The organism is Stenotrophomonas sp. YJH_SMC_79, assembly GCF_059367995.1.
On the sequence record NZ_JCAFRK010000002.1, the window covers coordinates 669,446 to 684,409 of the forward strand.

16 protein-coding genes are annotated in these 14,964 nt (G+C 66.9%); 9 read left to right on the plus strand and 7 right to left on the minus strand.

The window, feature by feature from the left end:
* Positions 1 to 47: 47 nt before the first annotated feature.
* The 3 genes from arsC to AC5P57_RS09885 form a co-directional block, all read right to left on the minus strand.
* Positions 48 to 389 (minus strand): arsenate reductase (glutaredoxin), encoded by a 342-nt coding sequence (gene arsC / locus AC5P57_RS09875; protein WP_099551810.1) that lies wholly within the window; start codon positions 387 to 389, stop codon positions 48 to 50.
* Positions 389 to 1,543 carry a phospholipase A gene (locus tag AC5P57_RS09880; protein WP_142806357.1) on the minus strand — a complete coding sequence of 385 codons (1,155 nt, stop codon included), beginning with the start codon at positions 1,541 to 1,543 and terminating at the stop codon, positions 389 to 391. The genes arsC and AC5P57_RS09880 overlap by 1 nt, the downstream gene beginning before the upstream one ends.
* A gap of 119 nt (positions 1,544 to 1,662) precedes the next feature.
* On the minus strand, positions 1,663 to 2,148 hold the full coding sequence (locus tag AC5P57_RS09885) for a DUF456 domain-containing protein (RefSeq protein ID WP_049429424.1): 486 nt from the start codon (positions 2,146 to 2,148) through the stop codon (positions 1,663 to 1,665).
* 236 nt (positions 2,149 to 2,384) lie between these two features.
* Between AC5P57_RS09885 and AC5P57_RS09890 the strand changes: the two genes are divergently transcribed.
* Positions 2,385 to 2,594: a cold-shock protein gene (locus tag AC5P57_RS09890; protein WP_005410290.1), complete on the plus strand. Its 210-nt coding sequence runs from the start codon at positions 2,385 to 2,387 to the stop codon at positions 2,592 to 2,594.
* 73 nt (positions 2,595 to 2,667) lie between these two features.
* On the opposite strand, the gene AC5P57_RS09895 is transcribed toward AC5P57_RS09890, so the two are convergent.
* Positions 2,668 to 3,162, minus strand: a complete 495-nt coding sequence (locus AC5P57_RS09895) for a glycine zipper 2TM domain-containing protein (RefSeq protein ID WP_005410289.1) — start codon at positions 3,160 to 3,162, stop codon at positions 2,668 to 2,670.
* Between the two features lie 136 nt (positions 3,163 to 3,298).
* Complete coding sequence (locus tag AC5P57_RS09900) at positions 3,299 to 3,733, minus strand: cytochrome c (RefSeq protein ID WP_049420899.1); 435 nt, start codon at positions 3,731 to 3,733, stop codon at positions 3,299 to 3,301.
* Positions 3,734 to 3,813: 80 nt separating this feature from the next.
* Between AC5P57_RS09900 and AC5P57_RS09905 the strand changes: the two genes are divergently transcribed.
* Positions 3,814 to 4,641 (plus strand): tRNA threonylcarbamoyladenosine dehydratase, encoded by an 828-nt coding sequence (locus AC5P57_RS09905; protein ID WP_033835434.1) that lies wholly within the window; start codon positions 3,814 to 3,816, stop codon positions 4,639 to 4,641.
* A 77-nt stretch (positions 4,642 to 4,718) separates the two neighbouring features.
* Here AC5P57_RS09905 and AC5P57_RS09910 read toward each other — a convergent pair whose 3' ends face one another.
* Both AC5P57_RS09910 and AC5P57_RS09915 read right to left on the minus strand, forming a co-directional pair.
* The gene (locus tag AC5P57_RS09910) at positions 4,719 to 5,492 is read right to left on the minus strand and encodes a TatD family hydrolase (RefSeq protein ID WP_099552512.1); all 774 of its coding nucleotides are present in this window, start codon (positions 5,490 to 5,492) and stop codon (positions 4,719 to 4,721) included.
* On the minus strand, positions 5,489 to 5,707 hold the full coding sequence (locus AC5P57_RS09915; RefSeq protein WP_005410285.1) for a DUF6116 family protein: 219 nt from the start codon (positions 5,705 to 5,707) through the stop codon (positions 5,489 to 5,491). The genes AC5P57_RS09910 and AC5P57_RS09915 overlap by 4 nt, the downstream gene beginning before the upstream one ends.
* A 163-nt stretch (positions 5,708 to 5,870) precedes the next feature.
* On the opposite strand from AC5P57_RS09915, the gene AC5P57_RS09920 reads away from it, so the two are divergent.
* The 7 genes from AC5P57_RS09920 to AC5P57_RS09950 all read left to right on the plus strand — a co-directional run bounded on the left by AC5P57_RS09920 (position 5,871) and on the right by AC5P57_RS09950 (position 14,898).
* Positions 5,871 to 6,716 (plus strand): glycine zipper 2TM domain-containing protein, encoded by an 846-nt coding sequence (locus tag AC5P57_RS09920; RefSeq protein ID WP_099552514.1) that lies wholly within the window; start codon positions 5,871 to 5,873, stop codon positions 6,714 to 6,716.
* 126 nt (positions 6,717 to 6,842) lie between these two features.
* Entirely contained in the window at positions 6,843 to 7,385 is a 543-nt protein-coding gene (locus AC5P57_RS09925; protein WP_099552511.1) for a GNAT family N-acetyltransferase, read from the plus strand.
* A gap of 175 nt (positions 7,386 to 7,560) precedes the next feature.
* Positions 7,561 to 8,217: a glutathione S-transferase family protein gene (locus AC5P57_RS09930; protein WP_099552513.1), complete on the plus strand. Its 657-nt coding sequence runs from the start codon at positions 7,561 to 7,563 to the stop codon at positions 8,215 to 8,217.
* Between the two features lie 77 nt (positions 8,218 to 8,294).
* Positions 8,295 to 10,574: a transketolase C-terminal domain-containing protein gene (locus tag AC5P57_RS09935; RefSeq protein WP_262234845.1), complete on the plus strand. Its 2,280-nt coding sequence runs from the start codon at positions 8,295 to 8,297 to the stop codon at positions 10,572 to 10,574.
* A gap of 3 nt (positions 10,575 to 10,577) precedes the next feature.
* Positions 10,578 to 12,521 (plus strand): asparagine synthase (glutamine-hydrolyzing), encoded by a 1,944-nt coding sequence (gene asnB, locus AC5P57_RS09940; RefSeq protein ID WP_099552509.1) that lies wholly within the window; start codon positions 10,578 to 10,580, stop codon positions 12,519 to 12,521.
* A 66-nt stretch (positions 12,522 to 12,587) separates the two neighbouring features.
* On the plus strand, positions 12,588 to 13,148 hold the full coding sequence (locus AC5P57_RS09945) for an NADPH-dependent FMN reductase (protein ID WP_099603905.1): 561 nt from the start codon (positions 12,588 to 12,590) through the stop codon (positions 13,146 to 13,148).
* A 319-nt stretch (positions 13,149 to 13,467) separates the two neighbouring features.
* Complete coding sequence (locus AC5P57_RS09950; RefSeq protein ID WP_099552507.1) at positions 13,468 to 14,898, plus strand: replicative DNA helicase; 1,431 nt, start codon at positions 13,468 to 13,470, stop codon at positions 14,896 to 14,898.
* Positions 14,899 to 14,964: the final 66 nt, after the last annotated feature.

Below are 14,964 nucleotides of genomic sequence, written 5' to 3' on the forward strand. Positions count from 1 at the left end.
CCATGAATGCAGCCGAGCATGGCTCGGCTCTACCAAAGCAGTGCGGGTTACAGGATCTCCAGCACCGTTTCCGGTGGACGGCACAGCCGGGTGCCCTTGAGCGTGCGCACCACGGGGCGGTTGATCAGCCGCGGGTGTGCGGCCATCGCGGCCAGCAAGGTGGCATCGTCGGCCTCTTCCAGTCCCAGTTCGGCGAACTGCGCTTCCTTGCTGCGCACCAGATCACGCGCGCTCAATCCGGATTCGGCCAGCACCTGGCGCAGCGTGGCCACGTCCGGTGGAGTGCCCAGGTACTCGATCACCAGTGGATCGAAGCCTGCATCACGTATCAGCTTCAATGCGCCGCGCGAGTTGCTGCAGGCCGGGTTGTGCCAGATCGTCACGTGCATCAGAACCACTCCAGCAGGGACACGCCCACGCCCACGTAGGTGGCCTTGTGGTTGTAGTCGATCAGGCTTTCGCCGTAGCCGTCGAACACCTGTACATGGCCGCGCAGCAGATTGCTGATCGGGAAGCCGTAATCCAGCTGCAGGGCACCGTGCGAGCGGCTGCCGGTGCGCAGCGAATGGCGCGCCATCAGCGACACTTCATGGCCGTTGCGGTTCCAGATCAGGGTCGCATCACCGCGGCCCATGTAATCCTCGATGTCCGGGTTGTTGTCGTCGCTTCGGGTCTCGGGAATGCGGTACCAGGGGCGCAGCACCAGTGCCCAGTTCTCGCGGTCCAGGCCGATGTTGAGCATCACCCGGTTCCAGCTGCGCGACAGCGGGTCGGCGCGGCCATTGGACTGGTGGTTCAGCGCAATGCCGGTCATGCGCCCGCGCCAGCCACCGATCGAGTAGCCGTTGCGGAACACCATCATCACTTCCGGCTCGTAGTTGGTTTCGCGGAACGGGCGCGAATCCTCGCCGTTGTAGGCCTGCCAGCGCGAGCTCTGGGTATAGCCGGCCCAGATGTCGCCGTTGTCGCCGAACAGGTTCTCGGCGATCTTGGTCTTGAAGCTGATCTGGAACTTCAGTTCGGCGCTGTCCAGCACCTGCGGCGTGGTGACCGTGTTGGCCGGGTTCGGCGAGTGCGGCGTGGTGTTGCGGTCGCTGGTCCAGAACGCCGGCAACAGGTACACCGGCTTGTAGGCGCGCAGCTGGAACGGGCCGAGCTTGGAGTCCTCGGCCAGCTCCCAGCGGCTGTCCAGCAGCGAGCCACGGCCGGCATTGGCCAGTGCGCTGTCAGGGGCTGCTGGACGGAACAGATCACTGACCCGCTCGCGCAGTTTCTCTTCCCCCTGGCTTACGCGTGCGGTCTGGCGTTCTTCGCGACGGGCCTGCGCGGCCGCCTCGGCCGCAGCGTCGGCCTCGGCGGTGGCTTGTGGGGTACGCCCGAACTGGCGGTCATAACAGGCCAGGCGGGCAGCATCGGTGGTAATCGCCGCGCACGCGGCCGGCGAGGCTTCGGCACTGGGCGCGAACTCCTGCGCGGCCAGTGGCGCACTGGCCAATGCCAGCGCCAGCGGCGCGAGGCGGGGAAGCAGCGGAGGCAGGGTCATTGCAGCAGGCCCTTCGGTGAATACGGGAATCGCACAGTGTGGCGGCTGCACCGGATCACGGCCAGCCCCCACGGTTTATGCACGGCCACCGCGTGCGCGTGGCGTGAAGGAGAGGCAGGTCACAGGAACCAGGCGAAGGCGAACAGCCCCAGCATCGCGATCACCACCGCCAGCTTCAGCGCCAGGCCAAGCAGGATGCCAAGCCATGTGGCCAGCCCAACCTTGGTCGAGCGCCCCAGTTCGCGGGTGTGCCAGTACTCGCCCAGCAGAGCGCCGATCAACGGGCCGGCGAACAGGCCGATCGGCATGAAGAACAGGCCGACGATGCTGCCGACGAAGGTTCCCCACAGCGCCTTGCGGCTGGCACCGACCCGTTGCGCCCCCACGACGGTGGCCAGCACGTCCACCAGCAACGAGAGCAGGGTCAGTACCCCCAGCGCAACCAGGGTCGGCCAGCCGACGTGGGCGAAGCCGTCAGCCCAGGCCGCCAGCAGCAGCCCGATGAACACCAGCGGGATGCCGGGCAGGGCCGGGAGGATGATTCCGGCGATGCCGACAAGGACAAAAATGACCGCTAGCAGATATAAGATGAATGAGAGTCCCATGCTGTCCCGTATGGTGGTCGTTTTGGGGTTGACAGTGAAAGATTTTGCCAGTTGCTTTTTCGTTTTGGGCGGGTTAAGTTGCAGTCGCTGAGCTTGGCAAGGTCACCGTGGATCGTGGCCTGATGAAGCAAGATCTTCCCGATCCGCTGCATCGATGCACCTCGCTTCCCCCTTGCTTGTCAGCCGCCCACCAGGCGTTTCCTACAACAAGAGAGAGTCACCAGGGAGTTAGTGAGATGTCTGATCGCGAGACCGGTACCGTCAAGTGGTTCAACGATGCAAAGGGCTTCGGCTTCATCAGCCGTGAAAACGGCGAAGACGTGTTCGTGCACTTCCGTGCCATCCAGACCCAGGGCTTCAAGAGCCTGAAGGAAGGCCAGAAGGTCACCTTCACCGTCGTGCAGGGCCAGAAGGGCCTGCAGGCCGACGCTGTGCAGCCGACCTGATCGCGCTGCAAGCCGTCACATGAAAAAGGCCCGCGCAAGCGGGCCTTTTTCTTTGCCGTCGGCCCGGTGCAGGTCAGCGCAGGATGACCTTGCCGTTGACCACGCGCACATAGGTGTTTTCGCGGATGCCGCCGAGGTCGCGCTGGTTGACCACGATGGTGCGGCCATCATCCATGCGCACGCTGATGTCGTAGGTATCACTGGTGACGTTCTTCTGGATCTGATTGCCCGCCAGCGCACCACCGACCGCACCTGCGGCCGCAGCGATGTTCTTGTTGCCACGGCTGCCGCCGGTGTGATCGGAGATCTCATGGCCGGCCACGGCACCGACGATGCCGCCGAGGATGGCGCCGGTTGCGCTCGGCGCAGTGCGGCCCGACGGCACGGTGTTGATGCGGGTGACGATGCCACAGTCGGCGCAACGGCCCTGGTTGTAACCGCCGTTGTTGCCGTAGCCGCCATTGTTGTAGCCGTTGTTGTAACCACCGCCACCGTAGCCGGGCGAGGTGGCACAGCCAGCCAGGGCGAGGGTAGCGATGGCGCTGGCGGCAATGAGCTGGATCTTCATGGGGCGTCTCCTGGCCGTGAAGGCGGGTGTCTGGGGTGGTACTGCGTCATGCAGCAGGGTGGACGAATCGTCCTCTTTTGAACGTGAACAAGGTGCCAACCACGCAACCCTTGTCCGGCTGCAGGATGAATGCGGCTCAGCGGAAGTCCTGGTGGCAGGCGCGGCAGTCGGCCTGCACCGTTTCCACCACCTGGGCCAGGGCCGTGCAGTCGCTGGGCGGTGCGGCCAGAGCGGCGTTGAGGTTGCCGCGCAGCTGGCTGGCATGCTGCTGGAACTGCGCGCTGTCCTTCAGCCCGGGGAAAGCCAGGTCCAGGTCGTTGGACAGCAGGCGCATCGCCTGCAACCGCGGCACGCTGTCGGCCAGGCTGCAGCGGTTCTGCTGCTGGGCCTGCTGCAGCAGCTGCGATTGCCGTTGCATCACCTGCATCAGGCTGTCCGGGAAAGGGTCGCGGCGCGCCTGCAGGGCACGGCCCACCATCACCGTGGCGATCAGGCCGATCAACAGGCCCAGGCCGAGCACGAACAGATAGCGGTAGGCGGTGGACGGGCGGCGGGGCGGGCTGGCGTTCATGGCGGGCTCTCCGGGCGTGCAACGGTGGGTTCGATGCCGGCGCGCTGCAGGCGCTGGCGCCTGCACGTTAAAATAGCCGGATGAACGAACAGGTCAAACAACGCTTCGCCGGCATCGAACGGCTGTATGGCGTGGGTGCGCTCGAGCGCCTGCAGGGCAGCCGCGTGGCGGTGGTGGGCATGGGGGGCGTCGGCTCGTGGGTGGTGGAGGCGCTGGCCCGCTCGGCGGTCGGCCACCTGACCCTGATCGATGCCGATGACATCTGCGTGTCCAACACCAACCGGCAGCTGCCGGCGATGGAAGGCAACTACGGCCGCAACAAGGCCGAGGCGATGGCCGAGCGCTGCCGCGCGATCAACCCGGACATCGAGGTCGATGCCGTGCAGGCGTTCCTGACGGTGTCGAACATGGCCGAACTGCTGGACCGTGGGTTCGATCTGGTGATTGATGCCTGCGACAGCTTCCGGGTCAAGGTCGAGACGATTGCCTGGTGCCGTCGCCGCAAGCTGCCGCTGCTGACCGTCGGTGCCGCCGGTGGCCGTACTGATCCGACCCTGGTGCGCATCCGCGACGTCTCGCGCACCGAGCACGATGCCATGCTGGCGCTGATCCGCAAGAAGCTGCGCAGCGAGTTCAATTTCCCGAAGAACGCCAAGCGCTACTTCGGCGTGCCGGCGGTGTACTCGCTGGAAAACGTGAAGTATCCGCAGGCCGATGGCAGCGTATGCGGCATCCGCCCGAACCTCGGTGCCGATGCAGCGTTGAAGCTGGACTGCGGCGCCGGCCTGGGTGCGGCGACCCATATCACCGGCGCCTTCGCTTTCGCGGCGGTGGGCAAGGCGTTGGAAATGCTGCTGGAGCCGAAGAAGGTGAAGGCCGAAGTGGTCGAGGATCACGCCGACGCGTGACGGTAGTGCCGGCCGCTGGCCGGCATCTGCGCTGATCGAATCATTCCGGAGTTGCCGGCCAGCGGCCGGCACTACCCTCAGTTCGCCGGCAAAGCGAACAGCCGTCGCGCGTTCTGCGTCGTGGCATATGCCACGGCTTCAACGTCCATTCCGCGCAGTGCGGCCACGTGGCGGGCAATGGTCGCCAGCCGCGCCGGTTCGTTGCGCTGGCCGCGGATGCCGGCATCAGGCTGATCCGGTGCATCGGTTTCCAGCAGCAGTTGTTCCAGCGGCATCCCGCGTACCAGGCGCTGCAGCCGTTGCGCGCGTTCGTAGGTCAGCGGGCCACCGAGACCGAGCAGGAAGCCTTGCCGATGCAGTTGCGCGGCCTGTTCCGGGCTGCCGGAAAAGCTGTGCACCACGCCGCGCAGGCCGCCGATGCGACGGATCGCGGCAATGACCGCATCCACCGCGCGCCGCGCATGCACGATCACCGGCAGCTCGAACTCGCGCGCCAGTTCCAGCTGGCCGATGAAGTACGCCTGTTGTGCCTCTGCATCCAATCCCTCGACGAAAAAATCCAGCCCGCATTCGCCGATCGCACACGGTCGTTCGCGCTCGATCCACTCGCGCAGCAGCGGCAGATGGCCGGGCCGGTGCTCGGCCAGGAACATCGGATGCAGGCCGTACGCCGGGTACAGCCCCGGTGCCAGCCGGCAGACCTCGCGCAGCTTCGGCCAGCTGGCGGCGGTGACGGCCGGTACCACCTGCGCGCGCACGCCCGCGGCGCCTGCGCGCTCGATCACCGCCGTGCGATCAGCATCGAATTCACTGGCATCCAGATGGCAGTGGCTGTCGACCAGCGCGCTCAACGCTGTTCCAGCGGCGGCGGGGCCGGGACCGTATTGCGGCTTTTCCAGTTGGCCAGCAGCAGGGTGCCGAAGCCGAGCACCAGTTCATCGACGAACGGGATCGGGTCGGGAATGAACAGGGTCAGCACGAACAGGCCTGCGGTGAGCTTGAACAGGGTGGGGTAGCGCAGCCGGCGCGCCCATTGCAGTACCGGCAGCAGCATCGGGTTGGCCATGGCGGGGGTCCTCCTGGGGAATATGCAAACGCTACCACGGGCCCAGCATTTCCCGATGCTGAATGGGTTACGGGAATGAGCAGGAAATGTGGAGATTCCGTTCAGGCAGCGCATGCTGCAATCTGGCCCGAGAACGTTGCGGATGGTCCGCAAGGAGCAGGTCATGAAAAGCACAACTACAACTGTCCTGGTCGCAGCGGGCGCGCTGCTGGTCGGTGGTATCGCCACCGCCGCCTTCATGAAGAGTGGCGGCACATCGCCCGATTCCATCAGCGCCGGAACCCCCAACGGTGAATCGCGCCTGGTCGATGGCAACGCCACTGGCGATGGCGCGCGTGGTGACACGCTCGATCCGTCGGCACCGCGTGGGCTGGAATATGCCGATGTGCTGAAGGTCGACCCGATCACCGAGAAGCAGAAGGCCTACGCCACCGTGATCGGCACCGATGCGGTGCGCGAGACCTCCACCACCCAGACCCCGCATGAAGTCTGCCAGGACGTGACGGTGCAGGAGCGCCTGCCGGAACGTGACGGCAATGTGGGCGGCACCGTGGTCGGTGCTGTGGTGGGTGGCCTGCTGGGCAACCAGGTCGGCGGCGGCAATGGCAAGAAGGCGGCCACTGCGGCTGGCGCGGTGGCCGGTGGCTTCATCGGCAACCAGATCGACAAGCGCCATGTGGGTGGCCGCGTGGTCAACCGCACCGAGCGCCAGTGCCACACCGAGACCGCGACCTCCGAGTCGAGCCGCGTCACCGGCTACAACGTGACCTATCGCAACGAAGACGGCACCACCGGCACCATGCGCATGGCCAGCAAGCCGGGCAACCGCATTGCCATGGGTACCAACGACGTGGTGAAGGGCTACAACGTGACCTACCGCTACGACGGCGCCGAGAAGACCGTGCGCATGGACAACAAGCCGGCCAGCGATCGCCTGCCGGTGGTCGATGGCCAGCTGGTCACGCAGACCGCTGCCGCCGGTGCCACTGCGGCCACCACGCGCCAGTAATCCAGGTGCAGCATGCAGTACTCGACGGGCCGGCTCATGCCGGCCCGTTTCGTTGCGACCGGCGGAATTCATCCGCGCGGGGCGCGAATCCACCATCATGGACGCTTCCTTCGACATGGAGCCGGCATGAGCATCTTCGACCTGCGCATTGAAACCGAGCGCCTGATCCTGCGCCCGCTGCTGCGCGAGGACTACGAACCCTATCTGGCGTTCTGCGCCGACGAGGAAACGATGCGCACCCTCGGTGGCGTGCAGCCGCCTTCGGTGGCCTGGCGTGGCTTCTGCAGCCTGGCTGGCGCCTGGCAGCTGTTCGGCTTCTCGATGTTCAGCGTGATCGAGAAATCCAGCGGTGACTGGATCGGGCGCATGGGTCCCTGGCAACCGCAGGACTGGCCCGGTACCGAGGTTGGCTGGGGCATCCGCCATGCCAGCTGGGGCAGGGGCTATGCGCCGGAAGCCGCGGTCGCCGCGATCGACTGGGCGTTCGACACGCTCGGGTGGGACGAGGTGATCCACACCATCGCCGAGAACAACGACAACTCGCGGGCGGTCGCGCGCAAGCTCGGCAGCACGATGCTGCGCATGGGCGAACTGCCGCCACCGTACAACGACAAGCCGATGCAGATCTGGGGCCAGTCGCGCGCGCAGTGGCGGCAGCGCACACGCTGAGCGTTGCCCGGTAGTGCCGGCCACTGGCCGGCAACCTCGTCCAGCAGGATTCATGCGATTGCCGGCCAGCGGCCGGCACGACCGGGTCGCCATGCTGCACCCGCGCTTGGCATTCACAGACGCGCTTGCCAGACTGCACGCAGCCGGCCGCCGGCCGGATGTGATGGAGCAGGCAATGGTGGAAGAGCGCGTCCCGCTGACGGTGCATGGCATGTCGGTCTCGGGCAATTGCCACAAGGTCCGCCTGCTGCTGGAGCAGCTCGGCAGCCGTTACCGCTGGGTGGAAGTGGACAGTGCCCACGGCCAGACCCATACCCCCGAATTCCTGGCGCTCAACCCGAATGCCAAGGTGCCGCTGATCGTCCGCGACGATGGCCGCGTGCTGACCGAATCCAACGCGATCCTGTTCTGGCTGGCCGAAGGCACGCCGTACCTGCCCACTGATGGTTGGGAGCGCGCGCAGGCGTTGAGCTGGATGTTCTTCGAGCAGTACACGCACGAGCCGTGCGTGGCAGTGGCGCGCTTCATCCGCGGCTGGACCGCGTCCGATTCGCCGCGCCGCGCCGAACTGCCACGGCTGCACGAGCGCGCAGCCACCGCGCTGGCAGTGATGGAGCAGCACCTGCGCCAGGCGCAATGGTTCACCGGCAGCGGATACGGCATCGCCGATATCGCCCTGTTTGCCTATACCGATGTGGCGGGCGAGGGCGGCATCAGCCTGGAGCCGTTCCCGGAAGTCCGCGCCTGGCTGCAGCGCGTGCGTGAGCAGCCGCGCTTCCTGCCGATGCCGGCAGTGACCGCCGAAGTGCGCTCGCGATTCGAGGCCGCGTGACTCTCACCAGGGTGACCCCCACAGGGTAGCGCCGGGCCATGTCCGGCCGAATGCAACAACGACACGGAGGGTGTTCGATGTTCGCTGTGGTTCCAGATCCGATTCCCGCACGCATGCGCGTGCTCAACCGCGCCGAAGTGTGCGACGCCAACTTCCTCGATGCGGTACGTGGCTGGCGCGGCACCCCGCGTCCGCGCCCGGCACCGGATGCGCCGATCCTGCCGGGCAGCACGCTCACCGCGGCTGCCTTTGGCGAACTGTTCGAATCGCAGCTGGCCAGCCGCCAGCTGGACCTGATGGCACGGGTGCTGCGCGTGCAGAACAAGGTCTTCTACACCATCGGTTCCTCCGGCCACGAAGGCAATGCGCTGCTGGCGCGGGCCTGCCGGCATACCGATCCAGCCTTCCTGCACTATCGCTCCGGTGCCTTCATGGCCGAGCGTTCGCGCCAGGTGCCGGGTATCGATCCGCTGCGCGATGCGGCACTGTCCTTCGCCGCCAGCGCGGATGATCCGGCCAGCGGTGGCCGCCACAAAGTGTGGGGCAGCAAGCCATTGTGGGTGCTGCCGCAGACCTCGACGATTGCTTCGCACCTGCCGAAGGCGCTGGGCACCGCGCTGGCCATCGAGAGTGGCAAGCGGCTGGGGCAGTCGTTGCCGATTCCCACCGACAGCATCGTGCTGTGCTCGTTCGGTGATGCCTCGGCCAACCATGCCACCGCGCAGACCGCGTTCAATACCGCGATGTGGTCGGCCTACCAGAAGCTGCCGGCGCCGGTCCTGTTCGTCTGCGAGGACAACGGGCTGGGCATTTCGGTGAAGACGCCGGAAGGCTGGATTGCCGAGCGCTTCAGCTGCCAGCCAGGGCTCGACTATTTCTTCGCCGATGGGCTGGACCTGGCCACCGGGCACGCCCAGGTGCAGGCCGCGGTGGAGCACTGCCGACGCACCCGGCGGCCGACCTTCCTGCATCTGCGCACCACGCGCCTGATGGGCCATGCCGGCACCGACTTTGAAGTGGAATGGCGCGCGCTGCCGGAGCTGTGTGCAGCCGAAGCCCAGGACCCGCTGCTGCGTTCGGCGCAGATCGCGCTGGAATCAGGCTGGATGGATGCGGCCGCCATCGAGGTGGCCTACGAGAGCATGCGCGCGCGCTGCATGGCGGCGGCCGCCGATGCCGAAGGCCGCCCGACGCTGCAGTCGCTGCAGGAAGTGATGGCGCCGCTGGCGCCGTACACGCCAGCGGCGGTGCTGGCCGAAGCGCGGCGCGAGGTGCCCGCCGAGACGCGCGAAGCGCTGTATGGCGGTGCGGAGACCCTGCCCGAGCGGCAGGCACCACGGCACCTGGCCATCCAGATCAACCACGGCCTGCAGGAGCTGCTGGCGAAGTATCCGCAGAGCCTGTTGTTCGGCGAGGACGTGGCGCAGAAGGGCGGTGTCTACACCGTCACCAAGGATCTGCTGCGCCGCTTCGGGCCGCGCCGGGTGTTCAACACCCTGCTGGACGAGACCATGATCCTGGGCATGGCACAGGGTCTGGCCAACATGGGCATGCTGCCGATTCCGGAAATCCAGTACCTGGCCTACCTGCACAACGCCATTGACCAGCTGCGTGGCGAGGCCTGTTCGCTGCAGTTCTTTTCCAACGACCAGTACCGCAACCCGATGCTGGTGCGGGTCGCCGGGCTGGGGTACCAGAAGGGCTTCGGTGGCCATTTCCACAACGACAACTCGATCACCGCGCTGCGTGACATCCCCGGGCTTGTGGTCGGCTGCCCATCGCGCGGCGACGATGCGGTGTTGATGCTACGCACGCTGGCGGCGCTGGCGCGGGTGGATGGGCGCGTGGCCGTGTTCCTGGAGCCGATCGCGCTGTACATGAGCAAGGACCTGCACGAACCCGGCGATGGCCAATGGCTGTTCGACTACCCGGCCCAGGGCCAGGCGCTGGTACCCGGGGAGGGCCGGGTCTATGTGCCGGAGGCGGGCGACCTGCTGGTCTACACCTACGGCAATGGCGTGCCGATGGCGCTGCGCGCGGCGCGGGCGATCGAGCAGCAGCTGGGCTGGCAGGTGCGGGTGGTCGACCTGCGCTGGCTGGTGCCACTGGATGCCGGCTTCATCGCCAGCCAGGCCGCCAGTGCACGGCGGGTGCTGGTGCTGGACGAGGGTCGCCACAGTGGCGGGGTGGGCGAGGGCGTGGTCACCGCACTGGTCGAGGCAGGTTTCGGCCACCTGCCGCTGCGCCGGGTCTGCGGTGCCGATACCTATACCCCGCTGGCGGGGGCAGCAATGTTCGGGCTTCCAAGCGACAATGCGGTGATTGGCGCCGCCCTTGAACTGGCGCAGGAACCTTGATGCATGTGTGGATTGGCGGGAATGTTGTTGCCGGCGCCTGTGGCGTCGGCCGAGGTGCTGCAGGCGCAGGTCCTGGCCATGGGCGAGGCGCTGCACCACCGCGGGCCGGATGATGGCGGCAGCTGGGTCGATGCCGGGGCAGGCATCGCGCTGGCGCACCGTCGGCTGAGCATTCTCGACCTGTCGCCGCTGGGCCACCAGCCGATGGCCTCGTCCGATGGTCGCTACGTGATGGCCTACAACGGCGAGGTCTACAACTTCGCTGCCCTGCGTGCCGAACTGGAGCCGCTGGGGCACGCCTTCCGCGGCCATTCCGATACCGAGGTGCTGCTGGCAGCGATCCTGCAGTGGGGTATCGAGGACACCCTGCAGCGTGCCAACGGCATGTTCGCCATCGCGCTGTGGGACCGCCAGCAGCAGTGCCTGTGGCTGGCCCGCGACCGCGTCGGCAAGAAGCCGCTGTACTACGGCTGGGCCGGTGACACCCTGGTGTTCGGCTCTGAACTGAAAGCGCTGTGGCAGCACCCGGCGTTCGACAACGACATCGACCGGGATGCACTGACCCTGCTGCTGCGGCTGGACTACATTCCTGCACCGCACAGCATCCACCAGCGCTGCTACAAGTTGATGCCCGGGCGCGTGCTGCGCCTGGACGCCGAAGCCGTAGCGGCGGGTGCGGCCGCGCACCGCCCGGAGCAGGCACAGCGCCCCTACTGGGATGCGCGTGCGCGCATGCAGGCCGCGCTGGCGGCCCCGTTCCAGGGTCGCATCGAGGAAGCCGAGGAGCAGCTGGATGGGCTGCTGCGCGATGCGGTCGCGCTGCGCATGGTGGCCGACGTGCCGGTTGGCGTGTTCCTGTCCGGCGGTACCGATTCGTCGCTGGTGGCAGCGCTGATGCAGGCGCAGAGCGGGCAGCCGGTGCACAGCTTCAGCATCGGCTTCACCGGTTCGGGCCACGACGAGGCACCGCTGGCAAGGGAACTGGCCACGCATCTGGGTTGCGACCACACCGAGCTCTATGTCAGCGGCGCGGATGCACTGGCAGTCGTGCCTCAGCTGCCGGCAATGTTCGACGAGCCTTTCGCCGACGCTTCGCAGGTGCCGACCGCGCTGGTCGCGCGCCTGGCGCGGCAGGGCGTGACTGTGGCGTTGTCTGGTGACGGCGGTGATGAGCTGTTCTTCGGCTATACCCGCTACGTGCGCGCGCTGCGCAACTGGCAGATGCTGGGCCGCGTGCCAGGCCCGCTCCGGCGCTGGATGGGCGCGCGCTCGCAGCAGCAGGGCGAGGCCTCGCGGACCGGCGGCCTGGCCGCGCTGCTGGCCGAGTCCGGCGCGCGTGGCATCGGCGACGTGTACCGCAACCGCATCTCGCGCTGGCGCGATCCGGCGACGGCGGTGCCGGGCGCGCAGGCTGCCGGCAGCTTCTACGACCTGGCCGATCCGTTGCACGGTGCCGGCACACCGGCCGACGCGATGATGCTGGCCGATTACGTGACCTACCTGCCGGATGACCTGCTGTGCAAGGTCGACCGCACCTCGATGGCGGTCAGCCTGGAGGCACGCGCGCCGCTGCTGGACTGGCGCGTGGCCGAGTTCGCCTGGTCGCTGCCGCTGGGCTTCAAGCGCAGCGAAACCACCAGCAAGGTGCTGCTCAAGCGCGTGCTTGGCCGCTACGTGCCGCAGTCGATGGTGCACCGGCCCAAGCGCGGATTCGGTGCGCCGGTCAGCGATTGGCTGAAGGGCGACCTGCGGCCATGGGCCGAAGACCTGCTGCAGCCGGCACGCCTGGAGCGCGAGGGCGTGCTGTCGGCGGCGGCGGTGCAGCCGCTGTGGCAGCAGTTCCTGGGCGGCCAGCGCAAGTGGCATACCCACCTGTGGAACGTGCTGATGTTCCAGGCCTGGCAGGCGCATTGGCGGCAGGTACGGACCGGCGTGACCGGCGGCTGATCTTCACCGGACGGCACGGGCCCGGCGTCTAGGCTGGGCCTCCCGCACCGTGAGGAGTACGTCCCGATGTCCGTCCCCACCATCGCCGTGTTCGTTGGCAGCCTGCGCAAGGATTCCTGCAACCGCAAGCTGGCCCATGCGCTGGAGAAGATCGCCGGCGACCGCGCGCGCTTCCAGTACGTGCAGATCGGTGATCTCCCGCTGTACGACCAGGATTTCGATGGACAGTACCCGCCGCAGGGCACCCGGCTGAAGGATCAGGTGCGTGCCGCCGACGCGGTGCTGTTCGTGACCCCCGAATACAACCGGTCAGTGCCGGGCGTGCTGAAGAACGCCATCGACATCGGCTCGCGCCCCTACGGTGACAGCGCGTTTGCCGGCAAGCCGGCGGCGGTGATCGGCGCTTCCATCGGCCAGATCGGTACTGCCGTGGCCCAGCAGCACCTGCGTATCAGCCTGGCCTTCCTGGACATGCACGTGCTCGGCCAGCCCGAAGCGTTCATCCACTTCAAGGACGGCCTGATCGATGCCGACGGCACGATCCACAACGAGGGCACGCAGAAATTCCTGCAGGGCTACGTGGACCGGTTCCTGGCACTGATCGCGGTGCACGTGAAGGGCGATTGAGACCGATGGGGTCGGAGCAGCCACGCCCGGGGACGGATCCCGGCGCGCAGCGGCGGGCTCTGCCCCCATGTCCCGCTGAGCGGGCCGGAGCCCGTGCGCTGCACGGAATCCGACCCAGGCCCCCTGATCTGCGATAATGACCCATTCGGGCGTCGCAACGGCGCCCGTCGCAGGCATTGCGACGCCCCCGCGCCAGACTGGCCAGGCACCGGCGGATATCCCCCGTTTCTCCACGGCTTATCCACAGGCTTGTCCATGGCCGCCGGGGTCGGCGCATGCCTACACTCGTCCGGCCCACTTTTGCAGGAAACACCGCAGCATGTCCGCTCGTCCCGGCTTCCGTTCCAACCGCAGAGAGCGCGGTGATGGCTTCGATCGCGATCGCGACGAATCGCGTATCGACCAGCTGCGCGTGCCGCCGCATTCGGTGGAAGCCGAGCAGGCGGTGCTGGGTGGCCTGATGCTGGCGCCGGAGGCCTATGACCGGGTCAACGACCAGCTGACCGAGGGCGATTTCTACCGCCGCGATCATCAGATGATCTACCGCGCGATCCGCGAGCTGTCCGAGCGTGAGCGGCCGTTCGACGCGGTGACCCTGGGCGAGTGGTTCGAATCGCAGGGCAAGCTGGAGCTGGTGGGCGATGGCGCCTACCTGATCGAGCTGGCGAGCACCACGCCGTCGGCGGCCAACATCGTGGCCTATGCCGAGATCGTGCGTGACAAGGCGGTGCTGCGGCAGCTGATCCAGGTCGGCACCGACATCGTCAACGATGGTTTCCAGCCGGAGGGCCGTGACAGCAGTGAGCTGCTGGCTTCTGCGGAGAAAAGCGTGTTCGCCATCGCCGAACAGGGGGCACGCGGGCGTACCGACTTCGTGGCCATGCCTGGCGCGCTGAAGGATGCCTTCGAGGAGCTGCGCAACCGCTTCGAGAACGGCGGCAACATCACCGGCCTGCCGACCGGCTACAACGACTTCGATGCGATGACCGCCGGCCTGCAGCCGACCGACCTGATCATCCTCGCCGCGCGCCCGGCCATGGGCAAGACCACGTTCGCACTGAACATCGCCGAGTACGCAGCGATCAAGTCGAAGAAGGGCGTGGCGGTGTTCTCGATGGAAATGTCGGCGTCGCAGCTGGCGATGCGCCTGATTTCCTCCAACGGCCGCATCAACGCACAGCGCCTGCGTACCGGCCAGCTGGAAGACGAAGACTGGAGCCGCGTCACCAGCGCGATCAAGATGCTGAAGGAAACCAAGATCTTCATCGACGATACGCCGGGCGTGTCGCCGGAAGTGCTGCGTTCCAAGTGCCGCCGGCTCAAGCGCGAGCACGACCTGGGCCTGGTGGTGATCGACTACCTGCAGCTGATGAGCGTGCCGGGCAACAGCGAGAACCGCGCGACCGAAATTTCGGAAATCTCGCGTTCGCTGAAGGGCCTGGCCAAGGAACTGCACGTGCCGGTGATCGCGCTGTCGCAGCTCAACCGCTCGCTGGAAACACGTACCGACAAGCGCCCGGTGATGGCTGACCTTCGCGAATCAGGCGCAATCGAGCAGGATGCGGACATGATCGTCTTCATCTACCGCGACGATTACTACAACAAGGAAAATTCGCCGGACAAGGGCCTGGCCGAGATCATCATCGGCAAGCACCGTGGTGGCCCGACCGGTTCGTGCAAGCTGAAGTTCTTCGGCGAATACACCCGCTTCGACAATCTGGCCCACGACTCGGTCGGCTCATTCGAATAGCCGTAGTGCCGGCCGCTGGCCGGCAACCACTCCACGGCCGGCAAACCATTCGAAACGCCAATCTTC

Bases quoted from the DNA above. Each gene is read 5' to 3' on its own strand.
- arsC (WP_099551810.1), bottom strand. From the start codon at position 389: ATGCACGTGACGATCTGGCACAACCCGGCCTGCAGCAACTCGCGCGGC.
- AC5P57_RS09880 (WP_142806357.1), bottom strand. From the start codon at position 1,543: ATGACCCTGCCTCCGCTGCTTCCCCGCCTCGCGCCGCTGGCGCTGGCA.
- AC5P57_RS09885 (WP_049429424.1), bottom strand. From the start codon at position 2,148: ATGGGACTCTCATTCATCTTATATCTGCTAGCGGTCATTTTTGTCCTT.
- AC5P57_RS09890 (WP_005410290.1), top strand. From the start codon at position 2,385: ATGTCTGATCGCGAGACCGGTACCGTCAAGTGGTTCAACGATGCAAAG.
- AC5P57_RS09895 (WP_005410289.1), bottom strand. From the start codon at position 3,162: ATGAAGATCCAGCTCATTGCCGCCAGCGCCATCGCTACCCTCGCCCTG.
- AC5P57_RS09900 (WP_049420899.1), bottom strand. From the start codon at position 3,733: ATGAACGCCAGCCCGCCCCGCCGCCCGTCCACCGCCTACCGCTATCTG.
- AC5P57_RS09905 (WP_033835434.1), top strand. From the start codon at position 3,814: ATGAACGAACAGGTCAAACAACGCTTCGCCGGCATCGAACGGCTGTAT.
- AC5P57_RS09915 (WP_005410285.1), bottom strand. From the start codon at position 5,707: ATGGCCAACCCGATGCTGCTGCCGGTACTGCAATGGGCGCGCCGGCTG.
- AC5P57_RS09920 (WP_099552514.1), top strand. From the start codon at position 5,871: ATGAAAAGCACAACTACAACTGTCCTGGTCGCAGCGGGCGCGCTGCTG.
- AC5P57_RS09925 (WP_099552511.1), top strand. From the start codon at position 6,843: ATGAGCATCTTCGACCTGCGCATTGAAACCGAGCGCCTGATCCTGCGC.
- AC5P57_RS09930 (WP_099552513.1), top strand. From the start codon at position 7,561: ATGGTGGAAGAGCGCGTCCCGCTGACGGTGCATGGCATGTCGGTCTCG.
- AC5P57_RS09935 (WP_262234845.1), top strand. From the start codon at position 8,295: ATGTTCGCTGTGGTTCCAGATCCGATTCCCGCACGCATGCGCGTGCTC.
- asnB (WP_099552509.1), top strand. From the start codon at position 10,578: ATGTGTGGATTGGCGGGAATGTTGTTGCCGGCGCCTGTGGCGTCGGCC.
- AC5P57_RS09945 (WP_099603905.1), top strand. From the start codon at position 12,588: ATGTCCGTCCCCACCATCGCCGTGTTCGTTGGCAGCCTGCGCAAGGAT.
- AC5P57_RS09950 (WP_099552507.1), top strand. From the start codon at position 13,468: ATGTCCGCTCGTCCCGGCTTCCGTTCCAACCGCAGAGAGCGCGGTGAT.